Origin of the sequence: Brevundimonas halotolerans, from assembly GCF_003730275.1 — a bacterium.
GTDB lineage: Bacteria > Pseudomonadota > Alphaproteobacteria > Caulobacterales > Caulobacteraceae > Brevundimonas > Brevundimonas halotolerans.
In genome coordinates, this window is the sequence record NZ_QTTA01000016.1 from 103,135 (window position 1) to 115,812 (window position 12,678).

A 12,678-nucleotide genomic window follows, 5' to 3' on the forward strand; every position below is an offset into this window, starting at 1 on the left:
AACGCCCCCGTCCCGTCAATCTGCCGGGGCGGTTCACGCGCCTGTGTCCCCCATGCCGCAGTCCGCGCCCCGATACCGCCATCATGGCAACGCTTTGTTGGGGCGGCGCGCTTATGTTGCACACCCTATCCGAAGACCTCCCGCGACAGGACCCGAAACCTCGTGATCATGCGTATTTCTACCCGCCTCATCCTGATCGGTACCGTCGCGGCCTGCGCCCCCATGCTGCCCGAACCGCCGCTGCCGTTGCTGCCGCAGCCGGAGACGTCCCAGCCGACGACCCCGACGACGCCGCCGCCGTCCACCACGCCCCCGACGACCGATGCTGCGCCGGACCAGGCCGGGTTCGACGGCTGGAAACAGGGCTTCCTCGACCGTCACGGCGGCGCCCGCCGGGCCGAGTACGAGCGTGAACTGGCCGGGCTGGGCCCCGATCCCACCGTCATCCGGCTGGACGGCAACCAACCGGAATTCTCGCGCCCTGCCGGCGCCTATGTCCAGAATGCCGTGACTCCCGGCCGAATCGCCCAGGCGAAGCAGTTGTCGGACCGCGTGCCGTGGGCCGTCGTCCAGCGCTTTGGCGTGCCGACCGAAATCCTGCTGGCCATCTGGGCCCAGGAAAGCGCCTTTGGTCAGGTGCAGGGCGATTTCGACGTGATCCGCTCGCTGGCCACCCTCGCCTATGACGGTCGCCGCCGTGACTGGGCCGAGGGCCAGCTCAAGAATGCGCTCGACATCGTCATCGACGGTCGCCGCGCCCGCTCGGGCCTGAAAGGCAGCTGGGCCGGAGCCATGGGCCAGACCCAGTTCATGCCGGACAACTATCTGCGCCTCGGCATCGATCAGGACGGCGATGGTCGTGTCGACATCTGGGGTTCGGACGCCGACGCCCTGGCCTCGGCCGCCAATCTGCTGGATCAGGCGGGATGGAAGCGCGGCCAGACCTGGGGCTATGAGGTCATCCTGCCCGACAATTTCGACTATGGCCTGGCCGAAGGGCCGCGCCATGACTGGGCCTTCTGGAGTGCGCGTGGCGTGCGTCTGGCCCAAGGCGGCATGCCGAACGACGCGGAACAGGCCGAGGGTGCGACCATCCTGCTGCCGCAAGGTGCGCGCGGCCCGGCCTTCCTCGCCCTGCCGAACCACTATGTGATCCGCCGCTACAACAACTCGGTTTCCTATGCGCTGGCGATCGGCCTGACCGCCGACGGCATCCAGGGCAAGCCGGGCCTGACCCGCACATGGCCAGACGACGCCCCCCTGTCGCGTGACCAGCGAATCGGCACCCAGCGGGCGCTGACCAGCATGGGCTATGACACCCAGGGCATCGACGGGATCATCGGCGCCAACACCCGCGCTGCCCTTCGGCAGTGGCAGATCGACACCGGGCGGCTGGCCGACGGCTATCTGACCGCCGAGCTGGCCGATGAACTGATCCGCATGGCGCGATGAAACGGTTTTCGCTTCGCCTGATGGCGGCTTCCTGCTAACCGCCTGCGGTCATGAATCTCCCGCGCATCTCTTATGCCGCCTACGGCTTCGCCCTGACGATCATCATCGTCGATCAGCTGACCAAGGCCTGGGTCCTGGCCCGGCTGGGCACGACCGATCTGGCCCTGATCCCCAACGGCTTCCGGCTGCTGGATATCTGGCCGCCGTATCTGCGCTTTACCTATCTGCTGAATGACGGCGTCAGTTTCGGCCTGTTCGGCGGCGGCACCATGCGGTGGATCCTGACGGTGTTCTCGCTGGTCGTGGCCGGAGCGCTCGCCTGGTGGGCCACCCGGGCCGACCGCCGCCTGCTGATCACCGCCATCGGTCTGGTCATGGGCGGAGCGCTGGGCAATGTCATCGACCGCATCCGCTTCGGCGGCGTGGTCGACTTCATCGACTTCTCGGGCACAGGCCTGTTCCCGTGGGTGTTCAACATCGCCGACAGCGCCATCACCATCGGCGTGATCCTGCTGATCGTCGACGCCTTCCTGTCGGAACGTGACGCCCGCGAGGTTGGCGTCGCCAACGAAAAGTCGTAATCACAGGGTCTTCACTAAGATCCCAGGTGCCCGCCGCGCCACAGGAGCCGAGCCTATCCATGCGTAACCGTAAAGTTGTCGCCCTCGCCATTGTCGCCGTTGCCGGTCTCAGCCTTCAGGCCTGCACGGGTTTTCGCCAGAGCGTGGGCCTGACCAAGGTCACCCCGGATGAGTTCCTGACCGTGTCGCGCGCGCCGCTGTCGGTGCCGCCCGAATATGGCCTGCGCCCGCCGGTCCCGGGCCAGCCCCGTCCGCAGGACGTCACGCCCGAACTGGTCGCCCGCCAGATCCTGGCCTCGGAGCGTCAGTCGGTGACCCGCTCTGCCGGTGAGCAGGCCCTGGCCACGCGCGTAGGTGCCGGAACCGGCGAAATCGACGGCACGATCCGCTACGTCATCGACGACCAGTTCGGCGACATCGCCCACAAGGAAGAAAACTGGGCCAACCGCGTCATGTTCTGGCGTCAGGACGACCCGGCCACCCAGACCGAAACCCGCATGTTGACCGCCGATGGCGTGGTGCCCATCGACCCTTCGACGGAATATGAGCGCCTGCAGGCCCTGACCGGTGGCCAGAATGCCATCGTCATCTCGCCGCGCCGTTCGCCGGGCTTCAAACTGCCGGGCCTGTAAGCCCGGTCAGTCGACCAGGGCTCTGGGCAGTTTGAAGGTCACGGCCTCCCGGACGCCGTCGTCCTCGATCACGGTCGTGTCGAAGCGGGCACCGATGGCGTCCACCAGATCGGTGATCAGCTTCTCCGGAGCCGACGCGCCCGCGGTGACACCGACCGTCTGAACCGTGTCGAACCAGCGCCAGTCGATGGCCGAGGCATCATCGACCAGTCTTGCATCACGCGCCCCTGCGCGCAGCGCCACCTCGACCAGCCGCGCCGAGTTGGATGAATTGGCGGACCCGACAACCAGCACCAGATCGCTGCCCTTGCCCAGCCGTTTCACGGCCTCCTGACGATTGGTGGTGGCGTAGCAGATGTCTTCCTTGTGCGGATCCGGAAGCTCGGGGAAACGCGCCTTGAGCACCGACAGGATCTCGGCCGTGTCATCGACCGAGAGCGTCGTCTGGGTGGCATAGGCCAGAGGCTGGTCGCCCGGCCGCTGAAAGGCCTCGGCATCCTCGACGGTTTCGACCAGTGAAATGGCGCCCGCTGGCAACTGGCCCATGGTGCCGATCACCTCAGGGTGGCCCGCATGTCCTATCAGGATGATGTGGCGCCCCTCTTCGTGGCGACGCTCACACTCGACATGGACCTTGGAGACCAGCGGACAGGTGGCATCCAGAAAGAACATGTCTCGCGAGCGCGCCGCCTCCGGAACCGCCCGGGGGACGCCGTGGGCCGAAAACACGACCGGCCGGTCATCCGGGCATTCATCCAGTTCCTTGACGAAGACGGCCCCCAGCGCCTTCAGCCGCTCGACGACGTGTCGGTTGTGGACGATCTCATGACGCACGAAGACCGGTGCGCCATACTTCTCAAGGGCGCGCTCGACGATCTGGATCGCCCTGTCCACCCCGGCGCAGAAGCCGCGCGGCGTGGCCAGACGCACCACGAGCGACCGACGATCAGAGGGAGAAGGGGCTGTCATGTCCATGCCCCCAAACTAGGCATCCCGGAGGCTTTGCGCCACCAGCCGTTTGCGGTGCCTCGCTTTAGCCGTTATCAGCGGGATGCTGTTGCCTTCGGATACCGGGCAAATGGCCCAACCAAACCCGGGAATTGTAGAGACACAGATGCGTCGCGTTCTTGCCCTTGCCTTCGTCGCCGCCGTTTCGCTGGCTGTCCTGCCAAACGCTGCCCAGGCGCAGAGCCGACCGCAGGAAGGTGGCCAGAATGCCGACGGCTCGCCGTCCCAGACGCGTCAGCGCGCCCGTACCCTGCCGCTGGGGCGCCAGGCCAATGTCGGCCCCTGCCCGATTGTGCGCGTGCTGTACGATGCGGCCCGCTATGTCGAACTGGCTGATAACCGGGCACTGGCCGCCAACGTTGGCTACACGGGCGAGATCGAGGGTGTGACCTCGGACTGTCGCTATCGAGATGACGACCCGATCGTCGTGGACACCAACATGCTCTTTACCCTCGGCAAGGGGCCGAGTGCTGAAGGCGACGGTCGCACCTACCGCTATTGGGTCGCGGTCACCAGCCGCGATACCGCCGTGCTGGCCAAGCAGTATTTCGACCTGCCAGTCCAGTTCGACGGCGAAGACCGCACCAGCGTCAGCGAGTCCCAGACGATCGTCATCCCGCGGGCCAACGCCCAGACGTCGGGCGCCAATTTCGAGATCCTGATCGGGTTCGACGTCACCCCCGAGATGGCCGAGTTCAACCGCGTCGGCAGCCGATTCTGCGTCGACGCCACCGGCACCAGCCCCGGGACCTGCATCAACCGATGACCGATCTGAAATCGCGCCTCGGCGAAGCAGTCACGGCTGCCTTCGCCGCCGAAGGCGTGGCCTCGGACAAGATTCGGGTCACGGCTTCCGATCGCCCCGACCTCGCGGACTTCCAGTCCAATGCCGCCATGGCCGTAGCCAAGGCGCACGGCACCAATCCGCGCGATCTGGCTGGCCGGGTCGCCGCGCGCCTTGAGGGGCACGCCGACCTGACCTCGGTGGAGGTCGCCGGTCCGGGCTTCATCAATCTGGTCGTCTCCCCCGCCTCCCTGGCCTCGCGCGCCGCCGAGATCCTCGGCGACGAGGCCCGTCGCGGCGCGGAGCCGGTCGAGCAGGCCCGTCGCGTGATCATCGACTATGCGGGACCCAATGTGGCCAAGCCGATGCACGTCGGCCACCTGCGCTCGTCCATCATAGGCGAGAGCCTGAAGCGCCTGTTCCGCTTCCGGGGCGATCAGGTGTGGGGCGATGCCCACTTTGGCGACTGGGGCTTCCAGATGGGCCTGCTGATCGTCGCCTGTGCGGACGAAGGGCTCGGGACGCAGTTCATGGCTACGGAAGGCCCCTTCCCGGCCGACATCCCGGTATCGCTCGAGGATCTTGAGCGTCTGTATCCCGCCGCCGCCGCCCGCGCCAAGGCGGAGCCGGAGTTCCGTGACCGCGCCCGCAAGGCGACGGCCGAGCTGCAGGGCGGCCATGCCGGCTATCGCGCGCTATGGGCCCATTTCGTCGCGGTCAGCCGCTCCGCGCTGGAGCGCGAGTTTGGCGCCCTGGGCGTGACCTTCGATCTGTGGAACGGCGAATCGGACGCCGATCCCCTGATGGCCGGCATGATCGCCGATCTGGAGACCAAGGGCCTGTTGGTCGAGGACGCGGGCGCCCGCGTTGTCCACGTTGCCGGGCCGGGCGAGACCCGCAAGAAGAAGCTGGACGACGGCTCGGTCGTCGAGGTGCCCAGCCCGCCGCCGCTGCTGGTCGTGTCCTCCGAAGGCTCGGCCATGTATGGCACCACCGATCTGGCGACCATCCTCGACCGCCGCCAGCGGATCGATCCCGAGTTGATCCTGTACGTCGTCGACGAACGTCAGGCCGAGCATTTCGAGCAGGTGTTCCGCGCGGCCCGGCTGGCCGGCTATGCCTCGGATGGCGAGCTGGAGCATCTGGGCTTCGGCACCATGAACGGCCCGGACGGCAAGCCCTTCAAGACCCGCGCCGGCGGCGTCCTGAAGCTGCACGACCTGATCACCACGGCGACCGACAAGGCGCGCGAGCGGCTCAAGGAAGCCCGTCTGGGCGATGACCTGGCGCCCGAGGCCTTTGACGACACGGCCCGCAAGGTGGCGGTGGCCGCGCTCAAATTCGCAGACCTGTCGAACGCCCGGACCACCAGCTACATCTTTGACCTTGATCGCTTCATCAGCTTCGAGGGCAAGACCGGCCCCTATCTGCTGTACCAGTCGGTGCGCATCAAATCCCTGCTGCGTAAAGCCGGGGACGCGGTGCCGGCGGGCACGGCAATCCGCGTGGATGAGCCCGCCGAGCGCGATCTGGTCCTGACACTGGACGCCTTCTCGGGCGCGGTGGCCGACGCCTATGACAAGCGGATGCCGCATCTGGTGGCCGAGCATGCCTATCGACTGGCCCAGTCCTTCTCGAAATTCTATGCGGCCTGCCCGATCCTTGGCGCCGAGGACGTCGGTGTTTGCGCCTCGCGACTGGCCCTGTCACAGGGGACGCTCGCCCAGCTGGAACTGGCATTGGACCTGCTGGGCATAGCGACACCCGAGCGGATGTAGCCTAGTCTGGGGGGCCGTAAGTCCCGGAGCCCCGCCATGTCCCTGCACGAATTCATCGCCGGCCTGCCGAAGGCCGAGCTGCATCTGCACATCGAGGGCTCGCTGGAGCCCGAGCTGATGTTCGAACTGGCGAAGCGCAACAGGGTGTCCCTGCCCCTTGACAGCGTCGAGGCCGTGCGCGCGGCCTATGACTTCTCGAACCTGCAGGACTTCCTCGACATCTACTATTCCGGGGCCGATGTTCTGCGCACCGAGCAGGACTTCCACGATCTGGGCCTCGCCTATTTCCGGCGGGCGGCGGCGGACAGCGTGCGCCATGCGGAAATCTTCTTCGACCCCCAGACTCACACCGACCGGGGCATCCCCTTCCAGGTCGCGATCGACGGCTTGCTCGCCTCCATGGACAGGGCCGAAGCCGAGCTGGGCATCTCGTCGCGCCTGATCTTGTGCTTCCTGCGCCATCTGGACGAGGACGCCGCCTTCGCCACACTCAAGGCCGCCGAGCCCTGGCAGGACCAGATCCTCGGGGTCGGTCTGGATTCGTCCGAAGTCGGCCATCCCCCGTCGAAATTCCAGCGGGTGTTCGAGCGTGCCGGTGACATGGGCCTCAAGCGTGTCGCCCATGCCGGCGAGGAAGGCCCGCCCGACTACATCTGGCAGGCACTGGACCTGCTGAAGGTCGACCGCATCGACCACGGCAATCGCGCCATGGAGGACCCGGCCCTGATCCGCCGGCTGGTCGAGCAGGGTATGACCCTGACGGTCTGCCCCCTGTCGAACCACAAGCTGTGCGTGGTCGACGATCTGGCCCGCCATCCCTTGCCCTCCATGTTGGACGCCGGGTTGAAGGTCACCCTGAACTCGGACGACCCAGCCTATTTCGGCGGCTATGTGAACCGCAACTATGAGGCCATGGCCGACCAGACGGGCGTGACCCGCGATCAGCTGGTCGAGATCGCGATCAACAGCTTCGCCGGGTCCTGCCTGCCCGAGGCCGACAAGGCGCGGCATATCAGCGCCGTACAGGCGTACGCGGCCTAGAATGGCGATCAGATAACGCCGATAAGTTTGCATTGCGAGCAGGCCATCAAGCTCTACAGTATGCGCATTGGGTCCGGCGATTTTGCCTGCCCGTGGAGAAGCGCGAATGAAAACCTCCTTGTTGCTCACGACCCTTGCCGGGTTCTGTCTGATGGCCTCTGCCGCCAGCGCCCAGGACCCCTCGGCGGCCCCGACCTTTGGGCAGGTCAGTCTGTCGGCAGGCTTTACCAATGATCCCTATACCGTCGAGGTCTTCGCGGGTGGCCCCGTCGACGGCGGTGCCCTTCCCGGGTCCTGCGTGGGCAATATCGGCGACGCGCCTGACTTCCGCCTGAGCTTCAGCGGCAATGGCGCCATGCCGCTGTTCATCCGGACAATCTCCGGCTCTGACACGACCCTGATCATCAATGGTCCGGATGGTCAGTGGTACTGCGATGACGACAGCTTTGGCGACGGAGACGCCCAGGTGCGTTTCGGCCGTCCGCAAAGCGGCGTCTACGACATCTGGGTTGGATCGTTCGACGGCAATCCTGAGACCATCCTGGTCATCACCGAGATCGAATAGGCGCCGATGCCTGAACTGACACACCCTCCGGCAACGACGCCGGAGGGTGTTGTACATCAAGGGCTGCGGCAATCCCGCCCTTTCCCTACTGACGCTTGACTCCGGTCGCGGCTGCGCACAGGGAAGACGGGCTCTCGCGGGAGAGATCGGGGTCATGGTTCTGACCCCGGAGCCGAAGGCGCAACCGCCCCGGAAACGCTCAGGCAAAAGGACCGCGAGGCGCATCAGACGCTGGAAAGAGCCAGGCATGGCTCGCCGACGGAGCAAGGCGAATTTGTTCGCTGGAATCTCTCAGGCTTCGAGACAGCGGGGGCTTTACGGGGCGGGAAACCGTCTGCGAACGAGAGCCCGACACCGATGACCGAGCTGAAGACCACACCCCTTAATGCGGCGCACCGGGCGCTGGGCGCGCGCATGGTCGGCTTCGGCGGCTATGACATGCCGGTCCAGTACGAGGGCGTTCTGGCCGAGCACCGCTGGACGCGCGAGCACGCCGGCCTGTTCGACGTTTCACACATGGGCCAGGCCCGGATTTCGGGCGCCGACGCCATCGGCTGGTTCGAACGGTTCGTCCCGGGCGACTATCAGATCCTGAAGGACGGCAAGCAGAAATACTCCCTGCTGCTGAACGACGACGGCGGCATCATGGACGACCTGATGGCCGGCAAGCCCGACCACGGCGGCCTCTATGTCGTGGTCAATGCCGGTAACAAGGAAGAAGACTTCGCCTACCTCCAGGCGCGACTGGAGGGGGACGTGACCCTGACGCGTCTGGAAGACCGGGCGCTGCTGGCCATCCAGGGGCCTGAGGCCGCCGAGGTCATGGCCGCGCACGAGCCCGTGCTGGCCGAGATGGGCTTCATGGACTCGGCCCGGCTGATGCTGTTCGGCGCGGACTGTTTCATCTCGCGGTCGGGTTACACCGGCGAGGACGGCTATGAGATTTCGGTGCCGGGTGATCAGGCCGAGCGCATCTGGAACACCCTGCTGGAAGACGCCCGCGTCAAGCCGATCGGTCTGGGCGCGCGGGACAGTCTGCGCCTTGAGGCCGGCCTGCCGCTGCACGGCCACGACATCGACCCGACGACCAGCCCGGTCGAGGGCGCCCTTACCTTTGCCCTGTCGAAGTCGCGCAAGGAGCGCGCCGACTTCCCGGGGGCAGACCGCATCCTCAAGGAGCTGGCCGACGGCCCGGCCCGCGTCCGCGTCGGCCTGCACGTCAAGGAAGGTGCCCCGGCCCGCGAAGGCGCAGAGATCGCCGATGCCGACGGCACGGTGATTGGTACGGTCACCTCGGGCGGCCCCTCCCCGACCCTCGGCCACAACATCGCCATGGGCTATGTTCCGCCGCACCTGTCGGCGCTCGGCATGGACCTGAAGGTCATCGTGCGCGGCAAGCCTGCTGCCGCCACCGTCATCGCCATGCCATTTGTGGCACAACGCTATTATCGCAAACCGAGAGCCTGAGAGATCAGACCATGAAGTTCACCAAGGATCACGAGTGGGTCAAACTGGACGGTGACGTCGCCACCGTCGGCATTTCCAAGCACGCCGCCGACCAGCTGGGCGACGTCGTGTTCGTCGAAGTGCCCGAGATCGGCAAGACCGTCGGCAAGGGCGACAGCTTCGCCGTTGTCGAGAGCGTCAAGGCCGCGTCGGACGTTTATGCCCCCGTCTCGGGCGAGGTGGTCGAGGCCAATGACGCCCTGTCCGGCGCCCCCGAAACCGTCAATGCCGACGCCGAGGGCGAGGGCTGGTTCGCGAAGATCAAGGTCTCCGATGCCTCGCAGATCGAAGGCCTGATGGACCGCGCCGCCTACGACGCCTTCCTCGCCACCCTCTGACCCCTTCAACGCTGGACCTCCCCACCCATGCGCTACCTTCCCCTGACGCCCGACGACCGTGAGGCCATGTTGGCCGCCATCGGTGTGAAATCGATCGATGACCTGTTCGTCGATGTGCCGGAAGCTGCCCGACTGGCCGGCCCGGTCGATCTGCCGCGCGTGGCCGGTGAGCTGGAGGTCGAGCGGGCCCTCGGTGCCATGGCGGCCAGGAACGCCACGGCGGGAACCGTGCCCTTCTTCTGCGGGGCCGGCGCCTACAAGCACCATGTGCCGGCCACCGTCGATCACGTGATCCAGCGGTCCGAGTTCCTGACCAGCTACACCCCCTACCAGCCGGAAATCGCCCAGGGGACGCTGCAGTATCTGTACGAGTTCCAGACCCAGGTGGCGAACCTGACCGGCATGGCGGTGGCCAATGCCTCGCTTTACGACGGCTCGACCGCCATGGCCGAGGGCGTGCTGATGGCCACCCGCGTGACCCGCCGCAACAAGGCGGTCATCTCGGGCGGGGTGCACCCTCACTACGTCAAGGCGACCGAGACCGTGGTGCACGCCGTCGGCGTCGAGACCGAGGCCCTGCCCGCCGCCGTCGATGCCGAGGCCGACGTGATCGCCCGTATCGGGCCCGACACGGCCTGCGTCGTCGTCCAGACCCCGAACATCTTCGGCACCGCAACGGACGTGACGAAAATCGCCGAGGCGGCCCATGCCGCCGGTGCCCTGCTGATCGTCGTGGTGACCGAGGCTGTGTCGATGGGCCTGCTGAAGTCGCCCGGCGAGATGGGGGCCGACATTGTCGCCGCCGAGGGCCAGTCGATCGGCAATGCGCTGAACTACGGCGGACCCTACGTCGGGCTGTTCGCCACGCGCGACAAGCTGGTGCGCCAGATGCCGGGCCGTCTGTGCGGCGAGACGGTCGATGCCGATGGCGAGCGGGGGTTCGTCCTGACCCTGTCGACGCGCGAGCAGCACATCCGCCGCGACAAGGCGACCTCGAACATCTGCACCAATTCGGGCCTGTGCACCCTGGCCTTCACCATCCACATGAGTCTGCTGGGCGAGACCGGCCTGCGCCGCCTGGCCCTGCTGAACCATGAGACGGCCGTCGCCACCCGCGATGCACTCAAGACCATTCCGGGCGTCGAGATCCTGACCCCGCGCTTCTTCAACGAGTTTGCGGTCAAACTGCCCAGGCCTGCCGCCGAAGTGGTCGAGCAACTGGCCAGTCACCACATTCTGGCCGGTGTGCCCTACAGCCGCCTGGCCCCGGAGGCCGGCATGGACGACGTGCTGCTGGTCGCCGCGACCGAGACCACGACCGAGGCTGACATCAAGTCCCTGGCGAGCGCGCTCGCCAAGGTTCTGGCGAACTGAGGAGCGGACCGATGAGTACCATGAACACCGTTGGCCGTCCGACCACCCCGAACCGGGTCGAGAGCAAGCCCGCCACCCTGACCGGGGGCCGGGGCCTGCTGCAGAACGAGGCCCTGATCTTCGAGGGTGACGGCTGGGGCAAGACCGGCGTCGACCTGCCGCAACCTGCGACAGACGGCTCCGATCTTGGCGATCTCGTACGTCGTGATCCGATCGGCCTGCCGGGCCTGTCGGAGCCCGAGACCATGCGCCACTATGTGCGCCTGAGCCAAAAGAACCACGCCATCGACCTGGCCATCTATCCGCTGGGCTCGTGCACGATGAAGCACAACCCGCGCCTGAACGAGAAGATGGCGCGCCTGCCGGGCTTTTCCGACATACACCCGCTGCAGCCGCAGTCGACGGTGCAGGGCGCGCTGCAGCTGATGGACAGCCTGTCGCACTGGCTGACCACCCTGACCGGCATGCCGGCCGTCGCCCTGTCTCCCAAGGCGGGGGCCCACGGTGAGCTGTGCGGCCTGATGGCCATCCGCGCCGCCCACCGCGCCGCCGGCAATGGCCTGCGGTCCGACACCCCGCGCAACAAGGTCCTGGTGCCCACCAGCGCCCACGGCACCAACCCGGCCACCGCCGCCTTTGTCGGCTACACCGTAGTCGAGATCGCCCAGACCGATGACGGTCGTGTCGATCTGGCGGACCTGGAGGCCAAGCTGGGTGACGACGTGGCTGCCATCATGGTCACCAACCCCAACACCTGCGGCCTGTTCGAGCGCGACATCCTTGAGATCAGCCGCCTGACGCACGAGGCCGGCGCCTATTTCTACTGCGACGGGGCCAACTTCAACGCCATCGTCGGCCGGGTGCGCCCCGGCGATCTGGGCGTCGACGCCATGCACATCAATCTGCACAAGACCTTCTCGACACCGCACGGCGGCGGCGGGCCGGGTGCCGGTCCGGTGGTGCTGTCCGAGGCGCTGGCCCCCTTCGCCCCGGCCCCCTGGGTCGTGAACACCGGCGACGGCTTCCAACTGGTCGAGCGTGAGGAAGACGAGGCTGAACAGGCCTTCGGCCGGCTGTGCGCCTTCCAGGGCCAGATGGGCATGTATGTCCGCGCCCTCAGCTATATGATGAGCCACGGCGCCGACGGCCTGCGGCAGGTCGCCGAGGACGCGGTGCTGAACGCCAACTACATCAAGGCCCGCCTGTCGGATGTCATGTCGGCCGCCTTCCCCGAGGGCCCCTGCATGCACGAGGCCCTGTTCGACGATGAATGGCTGAAGGGCACCGACATCACCACGCTCGACTTTGCCAAGGCGATGATCGACGAGGGCTTCCACCCGATGACCATGTACTTCCCGCTGGTCGTGCACGGGGCCATGCTGATCGAGCCGACCGAGACGGAGTCCAAGGCCGAGCTGGATCGCTTCATCCATGCCATGCGCGCCCTGGCCGAGGCCGCCAAGGCCGGCGACGTCGACCGCTTCAAGGGTGCGCCCTTCCACGCCCCGATGAAACGTCTGGACGAAACGCGGGCCGCCCGTCAGCCGGTCCTGCGCTGGACCGCGCCCGATGGCTCCAACATGGCGGCCGAATAGGCCTTCATACTTGTCAGCCCCCCA

Annotated in this window: 12 protein-coding genes and 1 riboswitch; of the genes, 11 read left to right on the plus strand and 1 reads right to left on the minus strand. The window is 66.8% G+C overall.

Annotated elements, in window-relative coordinates:
• The first annotated feature begins 168 nt into the window (after positions 1 to 168).
• The 3 genes from EG854_RS06600 to EG854_RS06610 are packed head-to-tail and all read left to right on the plus strand — an operon-like array spanning position 169 to position 2,665.
• Positions 169 to 1,452 carry a lytic murein transglycosylase gene (locus EG854_RS06600; protein WP_123287452.1) on the plus strand — a complete coding sequence of 428 codons (1,284 nt, stop codon included), beginning with the start codon at positions 169 to 171 and terminating at the stop codon, positions 1,450 to 1,452.
• Between the two features lie 50 nt (positions 1,453 to 1,502).
• A complete protein-coding gene (lspA, locus tag EG854_RS06605) occupies positions 1,503 to 2,033 on the plus strand; it encodes a signal peptidase II (RefSeq protein WP_123287090.1) in 531 nt (176 codons plus the stop codon).
• 59 nt (positions 2,034 to 2,092) lie between these two features.
• A complete protein-coding gene (locus EG854_RS06610; protein ID WP_123287092.1) occupies positions 2,093 to 2,665 on the plus strand; it encodes a DUF3035 domain-containing protein in 573 nt (190 codons plus the stop codon).
• A 6-nt stretch (positions 2,666 to 2,671) separates the two neighbouring features.
• On the opposite strand, the gene ispH is transcribed toward EG854_RS06610, so the two are convergent.
• Positions 2,672 to 3,634: a 4-hydroxy-3-methylbut-2-enyl diphosphate reductase gene (gene ispH / locus EG854_RS06615; protein ID WP_375782300.1), complete on the minus strand. Its 963-nt coding sequence runs from the start codon at positions 3,632 to 3,634 to the stop codon at positions 2,672 to 2,674.
• Positions 3,635 to 3,779: 145 nt separating this feature from the next.
• Here ispH and EG854_RS06620 point away from each other — a divergent pair, with 145 nt between their 5' ends.
• The 8 genes from EG854_RS06620 to gcvPB all read left to right on the plus strand — a co-directional run bounded on the left by EG854_RS06620 (position 3,780) and on the right by gcvPB (position 12,654).
• Positions 3,780 to 4,439, plus strand: a complete 660-nt coding sequence (locus EG854_RS06620) for a Tat pathway signal sequence domain protein (protein ID WP_123287096.1) — start codon at positions 3,780 to 3,782, stop codon at positions 4,437 to 4,439.
• Entirely contained in the window at positions 4,436 to 6,235 is a 1,800-nt protein-coding gene (gene argS, locus EG854_RS06625) for an arginine--tRNA ligase (RefSeq protein ID WP_123287098.1), read from the plus strand. Before EG854_RS06620 ends, argS begins: the two co-directional genes overlap by 4 nt.
• Positions 6,236 to 6,271: 36 nt before the next feature.
• Positions 6,272 to 7,276, plus strand: coding sequence for an adenosine deaminase (locus EG854_RS06630; protein WP_123287100.1), 1,005 nt, complete (start codon positions 6,272 to 6,274; stop codon positions 7,274 to 7,276).
• Positions 7,277 to 7,382: 106 nt separating this feature from the next.
• On the plus strand, positions 7,383 to 7,841 hold the full coding sequence (locus EG854_RS06635; RefSeq protein WP_123287102.1) for a peptidase S1: 459 nt from the start codon (positions 7,383 to 7,385) through the stop codon (positions 7,839 to 7,841).
• A 127-nt stretch (positions 7,842 to 7,968) separates the two neighbouring features.
• A riboswitch (glycine riboswitch) is annotated at positions 7,969 to 8,066 on the plus strand.
• Positions 8,067 to 8,198: 132 nt separating this feature from the next.
• Complete coding sequence (gcvT, locus tag EG854_RS06640; protein WP_123287103.1) at positions 8,199 to 9,308, plus strand: glycine cleavage system aminomethyltransferase GcvT; 1,110 nt, start codon at positions 8,199 to 8,201, stop codon at positions 9,306 to 9,308.
• 11 nt (positions 9,309 to 9,319) lie between these two features.
• Entirely contained in the window at positions 9,320 to 9,685 is a 366-nt protein-coding gene (gene gcvH, locus EG854_RS06645) for a glycine cleavage system protein GcvH (protein ID WP_123287105.1), read from the plus strand.
• A 27-nt stretch (positions 9,686 to 9,712) separates the two neighbouring features.
• Positions 9,713 to 11,059 carry an aminomethyl-transferring glycine dehydrogenase subunit GcvPA gene (gene gcvPA, locus EG854_RS06650; RefSeq protein WP_123287107.1) on the plus strand — a complete coding sequence of 449 codons (1,347 nt, stop codon included), beginning with the start codon at positions 9,713 to 9,715 and terminating at the stop codon, positions 11,057 to 11,059.
• An 11-nt stretch (positions 11,060 to 11,070) separates the two neighbouring features.
• The gene (gene gcvPB, locus EG854_RS06655; RefSeq protein ID WP_164461906.1) at positions 11,071 to 12,654 is read left to right on the plus strand and encodes an aminomethyl-transferring glycine dehydrogenase subunit GcvPB; all 1,584 of its coding nucleotides are present in this window, start codon (positions 11,071 to 11,073) and stop codon (positions 12,652 to 12,654) included.
• Positions 12,655 to 12,678: the final 24 nt, after the last annotated feature.

Excerpts from the sequence above, each read along its gene's own strand:
- gcvPB (WP_164461906.1), top strand. The coding sequence starts at position 11,071 with ATGAGTACCATGAACACCGTTGGCCGTCCGACCACCCCGAACCGGGTC.
- EG854_RS06630 (WP_123287100.1), top strand. The coding sequence starts at position 6,272 with ATGTCCCTGCACGAATTCATCGCCGGCCTGCCGAAGGCCGAGCTGCAT.
- EG854_RS06610 (WP_123287092.1), top strand. The coding sequence starts at position 2,093 with ATGCGTAACCGTAAAGTTGTCGCCCTCGCCATTGTCGCCGTTGCCGGT.
- gcvH (WP_123287105.1), top strand. The coding sequence starts at position 9,320 with ATGAAGTTCACCAAGGATCACGAGTGGGTCAAACTGGACGGTGACGTC.
- gcvT (WP_123287103.1), top strand. The coding sequence starts at position 8,199 with ATGACCGAGCTGAAGACCACACCCCTTAATGCGGCGCACCGGGCGCTG.
- EG854_RS06600 (WP_123287452.1), top strand. The coding sequence starts at position 169 with ATGCGTATTTCTACCCGCCTCATCCTGATCGGTACCGTCGCGGCCTGC.
- ispH (WP_375782300.1), bottom strand. The coding sequence starts at position 3,634 with ATGACAGCCCCTTCTCCCTCTGATCGTCGGTCGCTCGTGGTGCGTCTG.
- EG854_RS06635 (WP_123287102.1), top strand. The coding sequence starts at position 7,383 with ATGAAAACCTCCTTGTTGCTCACGACCCTTGCCGGGTTCTGTCTGATG.
- argS (WP_123287098.1), top strand. The coding sequence starts at position 4,436 with ATGACCGATCTGAAATCGCGCCTCGGCGAAGCAGTCACGGCTGCCTTC.
- gcvPA (WP_123287107.1), top strand. The coding sequence starts at position 9,713 with ATGCGCTACCTTCCCCTGACGCCCGACGACCGTGAGGCCATGTTGGCC.
- lspA (WP_123287090.1), top strand. The coding sequence starts at position 1,503 with ATGAATCTCCCGCGCATCTCTTATGCCGCCTACGGCTTCGCCCTGACG.
- EG854_RS06620 (WP_123287096.1), top strand. The coding sequence starts at position 3,780 with ATGCGTCGCGTTCTTGCCCTTGCCTTCGTCGCCGCCGTTTCGCTGGCT.